At 54.6% G+C, this 18062-nt stretch carries 15 protein-coding genes; 3 read left to right on the top strand and 12 right to left on the bottom strand.

Going from position 1 to position 18062, the window contains the following annotated elements; all coding sequences use genetic code 11:
- Position 1 precedes the first annotated feature (1 nt).
- From BQ4888_RS06200 to BQ4888_RS06180, 5 genes are all read right to left on the bottom strand, one after another.
- Positions 2-1984 carry a proton-conducting transporter transmembrane domain-containing protein gene (locus BQ4888_RS06200; protein ID WP_170232979.1) on the bottom strand — a complete coding sequence of 661 codons (1983 nt, stop codon included), beginning with the start codon at positions 1982-1984 and terminating at the stop codon, positions 2-4.
- Positions 1985-1986: 2 nt separating this feature from the next.
- On the bottom strand, positions 1987-3981 hold the full coding sequence (locus tag BQ4888_RS06195) for a proton-conducting transporter transmembrane domain-containing protein (protein WP_092055117.1): 1995 nt from the start codon (positions 3979-3981) through the stop codon (positions 1987-1989).
- The gene (locus BQ4888_RS06190) at positions 3978-4664 is read right to left on the bottom strand and encodes a PTS sugar transporter subunit IIA (RefSeq protein ID WP_092055114.1); all 687 of its coding nucleotides are present in this window, start codon (positions 4662-4664) and stop codon (positions 3978-3980) included. Before BQ4888_RS06190 ends, BQ4888_RS06195 begins: the two co-directional genes overlap by 4 nt.
- A 170-nt stretch (positions 4665-4834) precedes the next feature.
- A complete protein-coding gene (locus tag BQ4888_RS06185; RefSeq protein ID WP_092055112.1) occupies positions 4835-5221 on the bottom strand; it encodes a hypothetical protein in 387 nt (128 codons plus the stop codon).
- A 215-nt stretch (positions 5222-5436) separates the two neighbouring features.
- Positions 5437-6042 carry an acetate uptake transporter gene (locus BQ4888_RS06180; protein ID WP_092055109.1) on the bottom strand — a complete coding sequence of 202 codons (606 nt, stop codon included), beginning with the start codon at positions 6040-6042 and terminating at the stop codon, positions 5437-5439.
- A gap of 433 nt (positions 6043-6475) precedes the next feature.
- Here BQ4888_RS06180 and BQ4888_RS17315 point away from each other — a divergent pair, with 433 nt between their 5' ends.
- The gene (locus BQ4888_RS17315; protein WP_140396600.1) at positions 6476-6796 is read left to right on the top strand and encodes a hypothetical protein; all 321 of its coding nucleotides are present in this window, start codon (positions 6476-6478) and stop codon (positions 6794-6796) included.
- Here BQ4888_RS17315 and BQ4888_RS17310 read toward each other — a convergent pair.
- From BQ4888_RS17310 to BQ4888_RS06165, 3 genes are all read right to left on the bottom strand, one after another.
- A complete protein-coding gene (locus BQ4888_RS17310; protein WP_140396599.1) occupies positions 6775-7131 on the bottom strand; it encodes a DUF5992 family protein in 357 nt (118 codons plus the stop codon). The two genes, BQ4888_RS17315 and BQ4888_RS17310, sit on opposite strands and share 22 nt — an antisense overlap.
- A 25-nt stretch (positions 7132-7156) precedes the next feature.
- A complete protein-coding gene (locus BQ4888_RS17965; RefSeq protein ID WP_092055101.1) occupies positions 7157-8104 on the bottom strand; it encodes a thrombospondin type 3 repeat-containing protein in 948 nt (315 codons plus the stop codon).
- A 913-nt stretch (positions 8105-9017) separates the two neighbouring features.
- Complete coding sequence (locus BQ4888_RS06165) at positions 9018-10127, bottom strand: RHS repeat-associated core domain-containing protein (RefSeq protein WP_240746431.1); 1110 nt, start codon at positions 10125-10127, stop codon at positions 9018-9020.
- 187 nt (positions 10128-10314) lie between these two features.
- Between BQ4888_RS06165 and BQ4888_RS06160 the strand changes: the two genes are divergently transcribed.
- Entirely contained in the window at positions 10315-11655 is a 1341-nt protein-coding gene (locus BQ4888_RS06160) for an IS1380 family transposase (protein ID WP_092055096.1), read from the top strand.
- Between the two features lie 58 nt (positions 11656-11713).
- Here BQ4888_RS06160 and BQ4888_RS06155 read toward each other — a convergent pair.
- The 3 genes from BQ4888_RS06155 to BQ4888_RS17305 form a co-directional block, all read right to left on the bottom strand.
- Positions 11714-12873, bottom strand: a protein-coding gene (locus tag BQ4888_RS06155) for an IS3 family transposase (protein ID WP_092055094.1) whose coding sequence is annotated in 2 segments (ribosomal slippage) — positions 11714-12600 and positions 12600-12873 — 1161 coding nt in all. Because the reading frame shifts where the segments join, the coding sequence is not laid out codon by codon here.
- Between the two features lie 450 nt (positions 12874-13323).
- Positions 13324-14424 carry an RHS repeat domain-containing protein gene (locus BQ4888_RS06150; protein WP_240746430.1) on the bottom strand — a complete coding sequence of 367 codons (1101 nt, stop codon included), beginning with the start codon at positions 14422-14424 and terminating at the stop codon, positions 13324-13326.
- A 76-nt stretch (positions 14425-14500) separates the two neighbouring features.
- Positions 14501-14842 (bottom strand): hypothetical protein, encoded by a 342-nt coding sequence (locus BQ4888_RS17305; RefSeq protein ID WP_140396598.1) that lies wholly within the window; start codon positions 14840-14842, stop codon positions 14501-14503.
- 452 nt (positions 14843-15294) lie between these two features.
- Between BQ4888_RS17305 and BQ4888_RS06140 the strand changes: the two genes are divergently transcribed.
- Entirely contained in the window at positions 15295-16428 is a 1134-nt protein-coding gene (locus tag BQ4888_RS06140) for an IS4 family transposase (protein ID WP_092055084.1), read from the top strand.
- 331 nt (positions 16429-16759) lie between these two features.
- Here BQ4888_RS06140 and BQ4888_RS06135 read toward each other — a convergent pair whose 3' ends face one another.
- Positions 16760-17749: an RHS repeat-associated core domain-containing protein gene (locus BQ4888_RS06135; RefSeq protein ID WP_240746429.1), complete on the bottom strand. Its 990-nt coding sequence runs from the start codon at positions 17747-17749 to the stop codon at positions 16760-16762.
- Between the last annotated feature and the right edge of the window lie 313 nt (positions 17750-18062).

The raw sequence follows: 18062 nt of genomic DNA, 5'->3' as shown, positions 1-18062 counted from the left end.
TTCAACCTCGCGACAAGGTGGCCAGGGTCAAGAGCCCGAAGAGGGCCAGGGCCACATAAAGAAGATAAAAACTGGTGCTGCCGTTCTGGATAAGCGCTCGCAGTCGACTAAAGACGCGAATCGCCCCGCGACAGACGGGGATCACCCCCCGGTCGAGGATGGTATCCGGGGTGTGGCAGGAAAATTCCGTGGCGGCGGGGAGCAGCCCTCGGGCTTTCCCCCCGTGCTGGTCCGGGCGCAGTCCCCAGCGAAAGAGGTCGACCAGCAGCGCGCCGAAGGAGGAGGCGGTGTATTGCATGCGCGCCGTCGGCAGGGGATAACCGCAGCCCCAGGTCGCTGTCCGCGGGGGAGCTTTGCGCAGGCCGAGGCGCAGCGCACCGGCGGACGCAGCGAGCAGCAGCAACAGCCCGAAAGCGCTCCAGCTCAGAGCGGCGGCCGGAGCCTGTGCCGCCAGCAGGGTGGTCGGCGCGGCCATTCCCGACCAGAGGGACGCCGCTGCGGCGAGCAGAGGGAAGAGCGCGCCGGGCCAGAGACCGATTAACAGGCAGCAGGCCAGAAGTACGCCCATGGGCCAAAGCATGCTCGTGGGGGCCTCATGGGCCTGGGCGGCGGCGGGGGTGCGGGGCGCCCCGAGAAAAGCGATGCCGAAGACCTTGACAAAGCAGGCCAGGGCCAGTCCGCCGATCAGCGCCAGGGCGGGAATGGCGAAAAGGCTCAGGTGCGGGCCCAGGGTCTCACCGCCCAGGGATTGGAAAAGGCCGAGGTAGATCAGCCATTCGCTGACGAAACCGTTCAACGGCGGCAGGCCGCAGATCGCCACGGCGCCGCCGAGAAAAGCGATGCCGGTCAGCGGCAGGCGGCGCAGCAGCCCGCCGTAGTGCTCGATTTCCCGGGTGCCGGTGGCGTGAATCATCGCTCCCGCCCCGAGAAAAAGCAGCGATTTGAAGAGTCCGTGGTTGATCACATGGAGCAGGGCGCCGGCCAGCCCGAGGATCGTCAAGAGGGGCAGGTCGTAGCTTTTACCGAGGAGCGCGGCACCGAGGCCGATGGCGATGATGCCGATGTTCTCTACGCTGTGATAGGCGAGCAGGCGTTTGATGTCGTGCTGGGCGATGGCGAAGACGACGCCGAGGACCCCGGAAACCACCCCCAGGATCAGGATGGTCGAGCCCCACCAGGCCGGCGGCGCGGCAAAAAAGCCGCTGACGCGCACCAGGCCGTAAATCCCCGATTTGATCATGACCCCGGAGAGGAAGGCGGAAACGTGACTCGGGGCGGCGGCATGGGCGCCCGGCAGCCAGATGTGCAGAGGCGTCAGCCCCGCCTTGACCCCGAAGCCGAAGAGGGCGAGAAGAAAGATCGCCGAGGCCAGCCCGCTGCTGGCGTTGAGGCTGGAGGGGGCAGGGAAGGCGAAGCTGCCGAGGCCTTGTTCGAGCAGAATGAAGAGGGCGAAAAGGGCGAGAGTACCGGTGTGGGCGCAGGTCAGGTAGATGAAGCCGGCGCGGCGGGTTTCCAGGTGTTTCTCCTCTGTGGTGATGAGAAAGAATCCGGCCAGGGCCATGATTTCCCAGGCGGCGAGAAAGAGCAGGCCGTTGCGGGCGGTCAGCACCAGCGTCAGGGAACCGGCGATGAGGCCGTAGAAGAGGCGCAGGCGCCGGCCGGTTTTGGGGTTGGTCCGATGGGGCCAGTAGCCGAGGGCGTAGATGGCGCCGAGGGCTCCGATCAAAAAGACGGGAAAGAGGAAGCAGGCGGAGATCGGATCGATGGCCAGGGCGAAGGCGCCCCCCGGTACGGCCCAGGGGAGGGCGATGCTCGCCTCGGCCGGATGTTTCAGAGCGGCGACCGTCCCTCCCGTCCCCAACAGGGCTCCGGCCAAGAGCAGCACGAGTGCCGTACGCTCCCCGCCGTTGGCGCAGCCCCGCCAAACGAGACCCGGAAGACCGGAGCAGAGCAGCAGCAACGTGCCCGCCATGAAGACCGTCATGATCATAGGATTCCCTTTTCGACCAGGACTATCCACCCCAGCAGCAGGGTGCAGGTGAGAAAGATATAGAGCAGGTAGATGTGCAGTCGCCCCTGCTGCAACCAGCGCAACTGGCTGAAACGTTCGGCGATGGCCTGGAAGCCGGGGGCGAACCAGCGATGCAGGAAGGGATCAAGAGAGCGTTGCGAGAGTTCGGCGGCTGCTGGAAAGAGCTCGCGGGACGCGGGTTTGTGCAGTTCCGGCTGGAGCAGCGCGGGAATCGCCCGGGTCTGGATCATCTCTCCGTAGCCGGTGGCGGTATAGGACATGCGCGCTGTCGGTAGGGGATAACCGCAACCCCAGGTCGGGCGGCGGGGGGATTTGCGCCGCGTCAGAATCCCGGGGATCAAGGTAAGCGCCGCCAGAATCAGCAGCCCCGTCAGGGTGACCCGCTCCAACGGCAGCACGGCCAGGCCGGGGAGGGAGGCGGAGAGTTCGGGTTGGCGCAGCAGTTTCCCGGCCAGGGGGCCGATAAAGCGCAGCAAGGCGCCGGGGAAGAGTCCGGCGAGCAGACAGAGGGGGAGAAGCAGGGCCATGGGCCAAAGCATCCAGCGGCTCGCTTCGTGGGCCGCAGCGGCTTCGGGGCTGCGCGGCGCGCCGAGCAGGGCGATGCCGATGAGACGGGTGAAGACCGCCAGCGCCAAACCGCCGACCAGGGCGAGAAGACCGACCAGCAGCAGCGGCCCGAGGGCATAAAGGGCAGTGCCGGCCGCTCCGGCCTGAAGCAGGCCCCGATAGATCAACCATTCGCCGACAAAACCGTTAAAAGGGGGGAGGGCGCAGATCGCCAGGGCGCCGCCGATGAGCAGGGCACCGGTCATCGGCATGCGTTTGAGCATCCCCCCCATGCGGTCGAGATTACGCGTCCCGGCGCTGTGCAGAAGGGCGCCGGCGCCGAGAAACATCAGGCTTTTAAAGAGGGCGTGATTCCAGAGATGGAGCAGCCCGCCGGCCATGGCGAGCATGGCGACCGTCGGCAGGTCGCGGGCGGCGGCGAACCAGGAAAGACCGAGGGCGAGAAAGATCAGGCCGATATTTTCCACCGTCGAATAGGCCAGGCAGCGCTTGATATCCTGCTGCAGCGCGGCCAAGGCGATGCCGATAAGGGCGCCGGCGATCCCCAGAACCATCAGCAACTCGCCCCACCAGGCCGGGGCGGGGGGGAGGAAGCCGACGATGCGCAGAATGCCGTAGATGCCGGTCTTGATCATGACCCCGGACATCAGCGCCGAAACGTGGCTGGGCGCGGCGGGATGGGCGTCCGGCAGCCAGACGTGCAGAGGGAAGAGCCCCGCCTTCGAGCCGAAACCGACCAGCGCGAGCAGGAAGAGGAGGGCGGCGGGGCCGGGCGCCAGCTGCCCAAGGGCCGTGAAGGCGTTGAATTCGGGGGAACCGCTCCAGTATGAGGCGAAGAGGAAGAGGGCGAAGAGCGCCGCCGCGCCGAGATGGGTCGAGAGCAGATAGAGCCAGGCGGCTTCGCGAACCTCTTTTTTCCGGTGGTCGAAGGCGACCAGAAAGAAGGAAGTCAGGGACATGCACTCCCAAGCGGCGATGAAGAGAACCGCGTTGGCGGCGGTCACCACCAGGATCATGGCGGCGATCAGGAGGGTGTAGAAAAACCAGGCGGCGCCCAAGGGGCGGTTTGCTGCCTGGTCCTTGAGATAACCATGACCGTAGATGGCGCAGAGCAGAGCGAGCAGAAGAATCGGGACGAGAAAGAAGGCGGCCAGGGGATCGAGGGTCAGGGTGAAGCTGCCGCCGGGAACCGGCCAGGGGAGACTCAAGGTCTGGGATCGTTGTTCGAGAAGAGTGCGCCCCGCCGCCGTCAGGCCGAGAAGGGCGGCGATCAGGGTGGCGGAGATGCCGAAGAAGGCCGCAGGTGCCGAGCGCCGCCCGCAGCAGAGGGCGGCGAGTCCGCCGGAAAGCAAAGTGAGAAGCGCCGGCAGGATCAGGTTCATGGCCGACTCGCCTCCAACTCCGTTTCCGCCTGGCGCAGCGCGGCGAGAATTTCCTCGCGGCTTCCCTCTTCGGTAAGAATTTTCTTGAACTGGGAATTTTTCAGGGCGAAGCCCAGTTGCGAAAGAAGATGCAGATGACTGCGCAGCGTCGGGGCGATGACGGTCAGCAAAAAACGCACGGGCAAGCCATCAAGAGCCTCGAAGTCCACCGGCTGTTCGAGAAAGCAGAGGGTGACGGTCGATCGGGTCAGATGCAGCAGGGCGGGATTGCGTGGGTGGGGGATGGCGATCCCCTCGCCGATGCCGGTCGAGGCGATCCGTTCTCGGGCGAGCAGAACCTGTTGCAGGTGGGCCCGGTCCACTTCTTCGGGCAGTCGCAGGTGCTGGGCGACCTCGGCCAGCACCCGTTCGCGATTGTCCCCCTCTACCCGGTAGAAGATACCCCCGGCTTCGAGGGCTTCACTCAATAGGGGCAGGGGGGCGGCGTCGGACTCGGGTTCGTCGAGCAGTTCGGCGGCGACCCCCATCCGCCGAGAGGTTGCCCATTCGAGCAATTCCGCGCGGTTGAAGCGGTACTGTTCATGCACCCGGTAAGCCGGCACGACGTCCTGCTTGATCCAGCGGTAAATGGTCTTTTCCGAGACGCTCAACAGTCGGGCCGCGTCTTTTACCGATAAGTTCATTTGTACCCCATGTGTGACATGATGGTCTATCGTTGGACATTTATGGACATTAGTTCTTTCTCCTGGATTTTGTCAAGGGGGATTTTTTCGGCAGGGGGCGAGATTTTTGACAAAAAAAAGCCACCCGGAGGTGGCTGGAGGAAGGGAGAGTTTTTTAGTGTAAGGGTTTTCTAGGGGATGGTGTGCAGCACCTGATGTTCCTGACTCTTGGTCTGGTGCAGGGCATCCTGAAAGCTCAGGCCCATCGGTTTCATCAGGATGATGGCCATAACGCCGAGAATGAGAAAGGCGGCGCTCCAGTTGAGCAGGGTCGTCAGCCAAGGCCAATCGAGGTCGAGGCGTTTGGCCGTCGCCTTGGCCTCTTCCTCGTCCTCGTCACGGGCGGTGGCGCGGGCGGCCTTGCGCATGAAGTGCCCCGAACTCATAAAGATGATGGCCGAGACGACGAACTGGGGCATGACCTCAAGGGGCAGTTTTCCCGAGACGAGCATGACGGCGTAGAAGATCAGGGCGCAAAGCCCGAGGAGAATCATATGCTGGCTGATTTTGGCGTTCATGGCGCCCCCCTTGTTCAGATCGATATGATTCAAAATTAACCGCTGTTCTAAAATATGTCAAGCTCAAAGTCTATGCCGAGGCAGGAATCGTCGTTATCCTTTATGGTATAAATTATTTATGCGGCAGGTTAAGAAACTTTGTTCTATTTTTTCCGTCAGGGCAAAAAAAGAAGGCTCCCGAGGGAGCCTTCCGCTGTGGCGATGCAGGGTCGATCTTATTTTTTGACCATACCCAGGGGGGCGACGGTGCGGCCGTAAACTTCGTTGAGAACCTGGGCCAGGCCGGTGTAGATAGCGGAAAGGCCGCAGATGATCCCTTCCCAGCCGGCGATGGTTTTAATGGTGTGGTTGCCGGTGGCGTCACCGATGGCGAGCAGGAAGAAGAGAATGGTCAGCGAGCCGAAGACGAACTGTAGGGCGCGGTTGAGGCGTAAGGTACCGATGAAGAGGACGGCGGTGAAGAGACCCCACATCGTGAGATAGGCGGTCATGGCCGCGGCGTCGGGAGCTTTGCCGAAGCCGGTCTGGGGCAGGATGATGAGCGCCACCAGGGTCAGCCAGAAGAGTCCGTAGGAAGTGAAGGCGGTAGCGCCAAAGGTGTTGTTCTTTTTCCATTCCATGATGCCGACGATGATCTGGCCGAGGCCGCCGTAGAAAATCCCCATGCCGAGGATCATGGCATCGAGGGGGAAGAAGCCGGCGTTGTGCAGATTGAGCAGGACCGTGGTCATGCCGAAGCCGAGGAGTCCCAACGGGGCGGGATTGGCGGTGGTGTCGTTCAGGGCGAGGGTGTTGCTGGTTTGCGTAGTGGTTGTGCTCATGGGGTGTCTCTCCTCTGGCGGTGAACTGGGACAATAAATATCGGGGAAACGGGTCGTCCCCGATGAAAAGCGAATAAAATATTACATATGATAAACGCGAGGCGTTAAAAAAGCGGAAAAGCACCCGGAACCGGCCCTCGACGATTCCGGGTGCTTTTACCGTTCTTAGGAGTAACGCTCGTTAAAATTAGCAAAGCCTGTGCCAGAGCCCTAGCCAAGGAGCGTCTTTTTGAATATGAATAATAATTACAGTGATTTGAGTCTTATTGTAGGGCTGGATTCGGCGTTAGCAGTAAAACGAGGTTTTCGCGAAATTGCGAAAACCTCTTGCGTGGAGCCAGCATTCGACACCGCATCGGGCCTGGAAAGGCTCATTTAAGTAAGCTAATTTCCGTTGTTTTTACCAGGTTCGAAGCGATTGGTGAAGGGTTTGATGCGCTATTTCGAAAAGCGGGAAAAATTTCGCATTCGCGCAAAACATTCGATCAATCCCCCCCGCCGTTTACAGGCCCGTCGATTCTGCTTTGGTGGCGCTGGACTGATCGGTACCGGTTTATCGACCGGCGCAAGAAAAATAGAAGTCCCACGCATGGTGGCAATCGATCAAGACAAAGCAGCCGCTCCCGGGTTTGTCTCCCGCGAGCGGCTGCTTTGTCTTGAAAACATCTTGAGCCCTGCCCGATTTCTGGCGCATGGCCTCGGCGAACCGGTGGGAGGTAACCGCATGGGCTATTACTTTATAATTCTTATATAAGAGGCAGTCCAGCATTCGTCTGTTTCCTGATAGGAATGAACCGTCACTTTCATGCCTGTGGTTAAAGCCGTTAATGCTGCGGTATAAGCACGTTTATGTGTCTCGGGGGAAGCTGCGGACCATATCGGGAAACCAATGTTCCCACTGGGACAGATACTGTTTTCGGCGGATACTTGGATTTCGAATGCATCCTCGTTCCAGAGGGTATTATTGACCGCTATTACTGTTGCATTTGTCGCAACTTCACCAGCGCTCGCAGAGAAAACTAGAGCTAAGTAGAAGGTCAGAAAAAAACTTATTTTGGTAGAAAGACTAATGTTGGTTTTTTTTCTCATTTTTATCTCCTTTAAGTTAAATGGTTTACAGCCCATCTATTATCGGCACCATTACGCCACCGATATAAACATTCCAATCAGGAACGCCATCTCCATTACTATCGGAATTCCAAGGGTCAAGGCCGGATGAAAATTCTTGAAAATTGGTCAGACCGTCATCGTCAAAGTCATCTATGGCATCATTTGCATTTAGTGGATCGAGACCGTAACTCAGTTCCCAAATATCGGGTAACCCATCGTTATCATCGTCTGCATCACAGGCATCTCCAAGGCCATCGCTATCGGTATCTGTCTGTTCAGGATTGAAGATGTCGGGACAATTGTCTGCCTCGGTCGCTATGCCATCACCATCCCCATCGTTAGTGAATTCACTACGTATTGCAAAAGAAGCTCCGGAAAGTACCATCCCGGTTGGCAAATACAGGCAATCAACCCCATCACAGATCCTGTTCCCCTGAATGGTTCCATCGATATAGGGGATCGCCAAATAATTGAGATGAATGTCTCCGTTTGGGAACAAAATAGCTTCATAGTTGTTGATCCGACCGTACCCGGCATGTTCTGCGGTTTCGGTTTGCCATTGTACAACCACACGTTCGGGTAAGGTTTTATGTTCGATGAACACACCTCCTGCATAATAGGAACTCTGGTCAGTGTTCAAGACGGCAATGTGGGGACCTTCTCCTGGGGCGGAGAACCAGATGTTTCCGTCGGTGTCAGCGGTCAGTTCTGTGTAATCTGTGCCGTAAAAGGGGAACGCCCAAGGGAGATCAAAAGTCAATGTGGCATCTTCGCCATAATCGAATTGATAAAGCCCGGAAACTTCCGGTTGTAGCCGATCTGCTTTTGTGTTTTGCCACTCGGCGGACGGCAGTTGATTCACCTGGTATTCAGCGGCAGAGATAGAGGGTGTCGTGAATAAAAAAACGAAAAACAGCCCCAGGGAATACAGACAGCGTTTAGGTGGGAGCATATGCCATCCTTTTCATGTGTTTAATGGCCATATCATTTATTATCTCTATTTTTTTTCATCTCAGGCCTCGCAGTAAAATAACGGGTCGAATCGTTACCCACTCGAAATAGTGACGAGTGTTAGCCTGCAAGAAAACGCCACCAATTCCCATCATGGTGGGGGCAACTGGTTATTGCCCATTTTCACAGCAAAATTGACATGTCGGGGCCACCTGCTGTAAGAGCGGGTAAGGCCAGACAACAAACAGAGGAGTCACAATATCGGCCTTCTAAATTCTCCTGCCTAAATGGCTATAATCATTGAGAGGAGCAGGGAATGCTCACATCCTAAACCGATACGGTAATGGCTTTCTACGGGTGTGCCCGATTTTCATCTTTTTGCTTTGATTTCGCCCCCACCATGACGGGAATTGGTGGGGGCGAAATCATGATTGCCAACAACGAGCCGAAAAACGGGCCAACGAGTCAAAAACAAAGGACGAAAACCCGAGAATCAAAGACCGGAACAGCAACTAAGACTGAAATTTACCCGCTGAATGCTCTCAAAAACCTCATCCGGGGAGGCGAACCGGAAGGTTAAGGAAGTTTTTTAACGACCTGTTAAGGCTTCTCACTATGTGATTCATTTGACATCTCTCGCACCCATTTCTCAATATGCTTTGGAAAATAAGCCTTCGAATTGATTATGAGGAAACCTAAAAACACAAATACTAGAGGGGCAATTATAGCTATCGATTGAAATATAATATCATCTGATGACATAGAAGTTGTTGTTGTTTTAGAACGTATAAATTGAATAAAATTCCACACGCTAACTATACAACCTATTATGAAAAATAAAAAACCAACAAGGCGTATGAAAATATTAAAAAATCTCCAATAGTAATACTCGATTTTCTTATAATCCATCTTTGTTACCACAAGGCAGGCGTTGAAAAAATAGCAGTTTGAGACGCTCCGCCTCCAAGCATCACACCAAAACCTAGTCCTCCTTTCAAACCCTTAGACCCCGATATTGACCCATTATTAGTATCTACAGAATAACCACCAGATGGACCCCATCCAGCGTTTCCTTCTACGTGGCCATATCTATCAACACTGTATGCAGGTAAATCTTCACACGAATGGCTAACCGATGCAGAACCTCCAATCCCTGCAAAATAACCAGCACCCGTCATTCCGTTTGCTTGAAATTGAACAAATAATTGTCCACTCGATGATAATCCGACACTCATCCCGCCACTAACGTAGACACCAGGAAGGGTCGGGAATATTTGTCCGCCCAAGGTGCCACTAACCCCTAGACTGCCTGTCCACAACAATCCAAGTGGGTCCGTGTAGTTAATCGGATTATTCCCCACATACCCATACGTATTCACATCCCCCCCAGCAAACCCAATCGGATCTCTTGAGATAAACCGCCCCTCCATCGGGTCATAATACCGCGCTCGGTAGTAATACAGCCCCAACTCCCGATCCCACTCCCGGCCGGTGAAGGCATAGAAATTCCCAAACTCCGGATTCTCCGCCGTCACCATCCCGAAGGAATCATACCCATACCGCTGGATGACGTTCTTGGCGGCATCGGTCAGGGCGACGATGCTGCCGAGGCCGTCGGCGTGGTAGTAGGAGCTTTGGCCGTTTACAACCATCGCCAACGGTTCGTCGATGCCGGGTCCGTGGACGTAGTTGGTGGTCGTGGTGTTGGTGCCGTCGTTGACGGTGGTGAAGACGATGTCCTCGCCGTCGTAGACGTAGGTCGTGGTGACGGTGCTTGCGGTGTCGCTCACCTGTTTCTCAATGCGGCGACCAAAGGGATCGTACTTGAAGTTGAGAGTGCGCACCACCTGGCCGCCGAGGGTCAGCGCGGCCTGACGCAGACGATTTTCGCCGTCCCAGGTGTATTCCCAGAATTTGCTCCGATCCGCCGAGAGGTAGCGGTAGCGTTGATTGCCGCGAACGTCGTAGGCGTAGTCGAACTTGCGCCCTTTGAGCATCCGGGGAAATAATAAGGGGACAGGCACCAACTACTTTTTCCTTTTCCTTTACCTCAATTTGGTGACTGTCCCCTTATTCCCTTGCTGAATCATTAACCTGAATCCGTAAGATCATAATCAGAAAAGTTCTTGCGAATGCGCATAAAATACTGATTTTATTCACTTCTTGTGCTAAGATTCAGCCCGTCGAAAACTCACTTGGCGGGTGAATTCTATGAAACGCTTGATCATTGAGAAGTCCAAAGATGAGTTTTACACCTCCCATTCCGGGCTGGCGCTCATCGGTTTGTGCCTGAATCGTTTTACCAGTTTGACCTCGCGTCTGGGGGCCGTTTCCCGCTTGAAGAAGGGGGCCATCGCCCATGCCGATGTCATCCGGAGCTACATCGGTCTGCTGTGTCTCGGCAAGAGTGACTTCGAGGCGATCAGCGGCTTTCGTCAGGATCGCTTTTTCCGGGAATCCCTGGGCCTGAAGGAGGTTCCCTCCGAGCCGACCTTGCGGCAGCGGATGGAAGAGCAGGCCGAGGTATTTCGAACCATTGTGAACTTTTGCGCCACCGAATTCCTGCGTAAGTCGCAGGCGTTGATGTCGGCGCTGCCGATGGGACATGTTCCCCTGGATATCGACGTCTTCACCATGGACAACTCCGGCACCAAGAAAAAAGGGGTGTCGCGTACCTACCAAGGATACGACGGCTACGCTCCGATCGCCGCCTATCTGGCCCTGGAAGGGTGGCTGCTGGAGATCGAGCACCGCGAGGGCTCCCAGCACAGCCAGAAGAACTTCGTCCCCTTCCTCGCCCGGGTCTTACACAAAGCGCTGGCGCTCACCGCCGCGCCCTTGCTGGTGCGGCTCGATTCGGCCCACGATGCCTGGGAGACCCGCATCGAGCTGGCCCGCCACGAGCGAACCGACTACATCTTGAAGTGGAATCCTCGGGGGCAGAGCAAAAGCCACTGGCGGCAACGGGCTTTTTCCGAAGGATCGGTCAGTGATCCGCGACCGGGGAAACGCGTCGCAATCCTGAATGTTCGGGAGAATCATGTCTGGACCGACGAAAACGGCGTCAAACAGGAACTGACCTGCCGTCGGGTCGTTCGGGTCATCGAGCGCTCCACCGACAAAAAAGGCCAGGGGCTGCTGGAACCCGAGATCGAGTTGGAGGGCTGGTGGACCACTCTGAACCTGCCCGCCGAAAAGATCATCGCCCTCTATCAGGATCACGGCACCAGCGAGCAGTTTCACAGCGAACTCAAAACCGACATGGATCTGGAGCGCCTGCCCTCAGGCAAATTCGAGGTCAACAGTCTGGTCATGAGCTGCGCCGCGCTCGCCTACAACGTCCTTCGCTACATCGGACAACTCGGCCTGCTCGGCGACAAGACCCCGGTACGACACGGCGCCAAACGGCGGCGGCTCAAGACCGTCATGCAAGAACTGATGTACCTCGCCGCCCGACTGATCGAGACCGGCCGACGCTTGCGACTGCGCTTCAGTCGCCACAGCGGCCTGAACTTCGAAGCCTTTGCCGGAGTCTACCGGCGCCTGGGTTAAGGTGGCCCCGGTTGTTAGGACAGGTCGGCGGCGGGAATAAGGTGGGTAGCCTTCATGATTATGCCGCCAGTTGGAGAGCCGGGCCAGCGTAGCCGGGTCGGGGTTTTTGCCAATATGCCTCATCCGGAGTTCTGTCGTCCAGACTGGAGTGAGGGCGGCTTGTATTGTACTGGTCGATCCAGTGCCTGAGCCCTTGTCGCACCTCGCTTCCGCCCTCATAGGCATGGAGGTAAATGCTTTCGTATTTCAGTGAGCGCCAGAGTCTCTCGATCATGACGTTGTCCATCCAGCGCCCCTTGCCGTCCATGGAGATGCGGATCTCGGCGCCCTTGAGCGCATCGGTGAAGGCGTCGCTGGTGAACTGACTGCCTTGGTCGGTGTTGAAGATTTCGGGCTTGCCATAGCGGGCTAATGCATCTTCGAGCGCGTCCACGCAGAAGTCGGAATCCATGGTATTGGACAAGCGCCAGGAGAGAACCTTGCGGCTGGCCCAGTCCATGATGGCGACCAGATACAGAAAGCCGCGCCGCATGGGGATGTAGGTAATGTCGGCGCACCAGACCTGATTGGGCTTCTCGATTGTCAGTCCGCGCAGAAGATACGGGTAGATCTTGTGTTGCAGATTCGGTTTCGAGGTGTTCGGTTTCTGATAGATGGCACAGAGGCCCATGAGCCGCATCAGGCGACCGATCCTCTTGCGGCTAACCCCATACCCTTGACGGCGCAGATGTCGGGCCATTTGCCGGGCTCCATAGTAGGGCGTTTCGAGGTGCTGCTTGTCGATCAGGCGCATCAGTTCCAGATTCAGCGCCGTTTCACCGCTTGGCCGATAGTAATACGAGGATCGATTGACGGTTAACAGTTCGCATTGACGCACAATGCTGAGTCGGGGATGGTCAGGTTCGACCAGGTTCTTCCTTCGAGAATGACTCAACGACCGAAGGCTTTGGCCAAAAAATCCCGTTCCACCGTGAGTTGCCCGATTTTTGCGTGCAAATCTTTGATCTGGGCATCATCTGCGGTTCGCGCCCGTTCGGCTTTACTGGAAAAAGCCTCGGCCATGTTGTCGATGGCCTGCCGTTTCCAGTTGGTAATCATGTTGGGATGCAGCCCATAGCGGCTACCCAGCTCGGAAATTGTCTGCTCGCCCTTGATCGCTTCCAGGGCGACCTTGGCCTTGAACTCGGCGGAGTAGCGCGTACGTTTCGTTTTGCTCATCAGGTGGTACCTCCTTCGTCGGTGTGCGGCTACCCACCTTACTACACTGTCCGAATTTTGGGGACCACCTCACAGCCCCAGGGAATACAGGCAGCGTTTAGGTGGGAGCATATGCCATCCTTTTCATGTTTAATGACGATTCTGGAAAGACGCATTTTACCTCCGAGTGGCAATCAACATTTCAGGGGCTGGCTCCTTGAGATACATCCAATGGGCATGTTTTCTCTGGAGCCATGTTATTTGATTTTTGTAGATCTGCCACTTTGCTTTCTCACCTTGCTTTTTAAAACAGCTTATTAAATAAAAAGACTATAACCCCTAGCACAAAACATACTAAAACAATAATTAATAAAATAACATCTACAGAAGTTAAAGTTGTGTTAAAAAAGCCAAGGATCTTCAAGATGATTTCTTTAATTTTTGCCATTGAACCGACCTCTATATATGTACTTAATCAAATGCAAAAAAATCTTTAATTGCCCCTTTTGCAGCATTATATGGATCAGCCACAATCTTATCCCAAACACCTGAAAAATATTCTATAGGACCTGGCTCACAAGGATCGTCAAATTTTTGTCCAAATGGTGCCAAACCCAATAAATTTTTCCAAGAAGCCTCATCCATGTTTTCTGAATATGCCTCACTTGCCTGCTGCATACCTCTATTGAGATTTGCAAATCCAAGCGCAATTTGAGCAGCCCCAATCGTGTCCGCAGTTGGGCCTGAAATACCGCCAGTGAAAGGTATTGCAATTGTACCGGCAGCAATTGTGCCTACCCCTTTTGCTATGCTTTGTATTCCCCTTGATGCATTTATAAGTCCGACAGATGTTTTTGCTGGGTTCAACAAACCATAAGGATCTGAAAAATCAACCGGCTGATTCTGGACGTATGCGTAGATGTTCACATCCCCCCCAGCAAACCCAATCGGATCTCTTGAGATAAACCGCCCCTCCATCGGGTCATAATACCGCGCTCGGTAGTAATACAGCCCCAACTCCCGATCCCACTCCCGGCCGGTGAAGGCATAGAAATTCCCAAACTCCGGATTCTCCGCCGTCACCATCCCGAAGGAATCATACCCATACCGCTGGATGACGTTCTTGGCGGCATCGGTCAGGGCGACGATGCTGCCGAGGCCGTCGGCGTGGTAGTAGGAGCTTTGGCCGTTTACAACCATCGCCAACGGTTCGTCGATGCCGGGTCCGTGGACATAGTGGCTGGTCGTGGTGGCGGTGCCGTCGTTGACGGTGGTGAAGACGATATTCTCGCCGTCGTAGACGTAGGTCGTGGTGACGGTGCTTGCGGTGTCGCTCACCTGTTTCTCAATGCGTCGACCAAAGGGGTCGTACTTGAAGCTGAGGGTGCGCACCACCTGGCCGCCGAGGGTCAGCGCGGCCTGACGCAGACGATTTTCGCCGTCCCAGGTGTATTCCCAGAATTTGCTCCGATCCGCCGAGAGGTAGCGGTAGCGTTGATTGCCGCGAACGTCGTAGGCGTAGTCGAACTTGCGCCCTTTGAGCATCCGGGGAAATAATAAGGGGACAGGCACCAACTACTTTTTCCTTTTCCTTTACCTCAATTTGGTGACTGTCCCCTTATTCCCTTGCTGAATCATTAAAACTACCTTAATATCTTTCACTTACCGATTCTACCTGCCAAGTGTTACTAATTTTTTTTAGTTTAATATTTAATTTATGTTTTCCGGTGTTTGTAAATATGGTGACATTTAAATTCGCATCTCCAGATATCCCTCTCTCCTTAATACTTATACCAAATGGGTTTAACCACACCTTTTCTAGGTAACCATATTTTTCATAAATATCTTTATTATTAGAAATGTAATCTCTTGCAAACAGAAAAGCTTTACTTTTGTATGAACCATAATAAACAAAACTACAAACAGTGATAAACAATATCAAAAATATTAAAATGCTTTTTATTTTAAGATGTCTACTTAATGCTTCCACACGAAACCACCTTCTATACCGATAGAAGCGCCCAGTCTCGCCCCTTTGGTACCAGGAACAACAACACCCGGGTCAACGAAATTATTCTCTCTATATGGATATGCCTCGACCATGTCTTTGCTGTGCAATCCATCCTGTTTTCCCGCACCAATTTTTCCTGGGCCCAATTCGGCCGCAGCTTCAGCAAAAAACCCAAGATACGCATTAAAATCTTGATTGGTCTGGCATGGGTCATACCCAGGAGACCCGCCGGTTGGGGAATAAGAGAGACCTCCGCCTTTCCCAATCCCACCCCTGGCCGTCAGGAACACACTCCCATCATCGTTTTGACCAAATACAATTCCACCACCCACTGCTGTCTCACAGTTTGAACAGAAAATAGAAGGCCCGGAGGCTCCTTTGCGTTATAATGTGTTCGCCAAAACCATTATAAAACTAAGGAGTTCCGAGCCATGCCGCATTGTAGCACCGTTCTTTCGCAAATAGTACGAATTTTCCCGAGACATGAATTTCAGTCCCTGGCCAATAAGCATCACACCGGGCAGAAGTTTCGTTCGTTTACCCGCTGGACTCAGTTCGTCGCCATGCTGACGGCGCAGCTGTCCGGCCGATGCAGCCTGCGGGATGTGGTGGATAACCTCGCCGTTCAAGGTCAAAAGATCTACCACCTGGGCATCAAGGCGTTCAGCCGGGCAACCCTGGCGCGCTGCAACGAGAATCAGCCCCATACGCTCTATGAGGAGCTGTTCCGGCGGTTGCTGGGGCGCTGTCAGTCGATGGCGCCACGGAACAGGAAATTCAAGCTGAACGGGAAGATCTATCTGCTGGATGCCTCCCTGCTCGACCTGACCCTGTCCCTGTTCCCCTGGGCCAAGTACCAGAAGACCAAGGGCGCGGCCAAGCTTCATGTCGGACTCGACGCCGACGGCTATCTGCCCGCCTTTGTCGATTTGACCGCGGGCCGGGAACACGAAATCAATCTGGCCCGGACCCTCGCGCTCCCCAAGGGCTCCTACGTGGTCTTCGATCGCGGCTACACCGACTACGCCTGGTATCGGGAACTGTGCGACGACGGGGTGTTCTTCGTCTCCCGCCTCAAGAGCAACGCCATCGTCACGCCCGGCAAAAAGCGCCGGGGCCGTAAAAGTCCGGGAGTGACGGAAGACCGCGAAATCCGGCTGGGGAATCTTTCCGAAACCTTCCGGCTGGTGACCTATCGGGACGCGGAAACGGACATCGTCTATCAGTTCGTGACCAACGCCCTGGACCTTCCGGCGCAAACGGTGGCCGATCTCTACAAGGAGCGCTGGCAGATCGAGCTCTTCTTCAAGTGGATCAAACAGAACCTGAAGGTGAAGAGCTTCCTCGGCACCTCCATGAACGCGGTGAAGACTCAGCTCTGGATCGCCCTGTGCGCCTACCTGGTGCTGTCGTTTCTGAAGTTCCAGTCGAAGATCGGCGCCTCGTTACAACGGATGTTGCGGATATTGCAACTGAACTTGTTCGAGCGACGGGATTTGACGGAACTATTTAACCCGCCAACGCCGGAAAACGGCTTGCAGAACGGTCAGTTATGCCTGCTGTGAAACTGTGAGACAGCAGTGTCCACCACCAAATCCAGTGTAGAAATCAATTGTGACAGACCATAATCCCCACGGATCAGCCCAGTTAAATGGGTTATTTTGGACTTACGCATAGTCATATAATTTTGTTATAAATCAAATATAAATACAATTTACCTAATACAAATATTGTCTGAAAAAAAATTGAAGCACACACTAGAAGTACAATTTTTTTTACAATTTTATCTATAATATTATATTTAGCCTTTACTTTTGATATTAATATCAATGCAATTGTCTCTATTAAGAGACTAGCCAAAATAAGACCAAAACCATCCATAGTCACCCCCAATATCTATCTTCTATCTGTAGCTTTTCCGTAAAAAATACTAATAGTGTCTTTTCCAAGACCTAACCCAATCCTTGTTTGTTGTAGGGCATTTGCTTTTATTGCTTCATTTAATAAATTTATTTTTTGAATATCTTTGCAATCAGTTTTTTCCAAGTGAACCTTAAGCAATTTTTCTTGTTCTTGCAGGTGCTTTAAAATAATACTATTGTAATATACGCTTGTTACATAATCGACTCCCTCTAAAACACCATAAACAGTTCCAATTATGGCTAAAACAGGGAGAATGGCGAACCTTCCATCAGGGTCAACCAGGTTAACTGGGTTGTTTTCAACGTAAGCGTAGACGTTTATTCCCCCAGCAAACCCAATCGGGTCCTTACTCACAAACCGCCCCTCCATCGGGTCATAATACCGCGCCCGGTAGTAATACAGTCCGAGCTCCTTATCCCACTCCCTTGCCGTAAAGGCATAGCTGTTGGCAAAACTGGGGTCGGTGGCGGTCGGTAGGCCGAAAGCGTCGTAGGTGATGCGCTGCACGATCTGGCCAGCGGCGTCGGTCAGGGCGACGATGCTGCCCAGGCCGTCGGCGTGGTAGTAGGTGCTGGTTCCATTGGTGATCTGGGCCAACGGTTCGTCGATGCCGGGGCCGTGGATGGTGTGGCTGGTCGTGGTGTTGGTGCCGTCGTTGACGGTGGTGAAGACGATATTCTCGCCGTCGTAGACGTAGGTCGTGGTGACGGTGCTTGCGGTGTCGCTCACCTGTTTCTCAATGCGTCGACCAAAGGGGTCGTACTTGAAGCTGAGGGTGCGCACCACCTGGCCGCCGAGGGTCAGCGCGGCCTGACGCAGACGATTTTCGCCGTCCCAGGTGTATTCCCAGAATTTGCTCCGATCCGCCGAGAGGTAGCGGTAGCGTTGATTGCCGCGAACGTCGTAGGCGTAGTCAAACTTGCGCCCTTTGAGCATCCGGGGAAATAATAAGGGGACAGGCACCAACTACTTTTTCCTTTTCCTTTTCCTTCACCTCAATTTGGTGCCTGTCCCCTTATTCCCTTCCAGGGGCGTGAACCGCTAATGAGCAAGAACTTTATATTTTTTTCTGAGTAAAGAGGCTGTAGAAAAAATAAAAACAAGGGATGTAAAAATAATTACAATTCCGTGCTTTTCTTTTCTTTTTTCTCAGTGGTGTCCGGTTAGGTTTTTGCAGCTCGTGTCGCAAATCGATAATCTTGATGAAAAACTATAAAAATCGACAACTTACCACATTTTTAGCTTGACAAACGGCCGCGAGGGGGTCGGCGAATTT

Source organism: Desulfuromonas acetexigens (genome assembly GCF_900111775.1).
Lineage (GTDB): Bacteria > Desulfobacterota > Desulfuromonadia > Desulfuromonadales > Trichloromonadaceae > Trichloromonas > Trichloromonas acetexigens.
The sequence above is the reverse complement of the archived record's forward strand: the minus strand, read 5'-3'. Positions and strand labels throughout refer to the sequence as shown.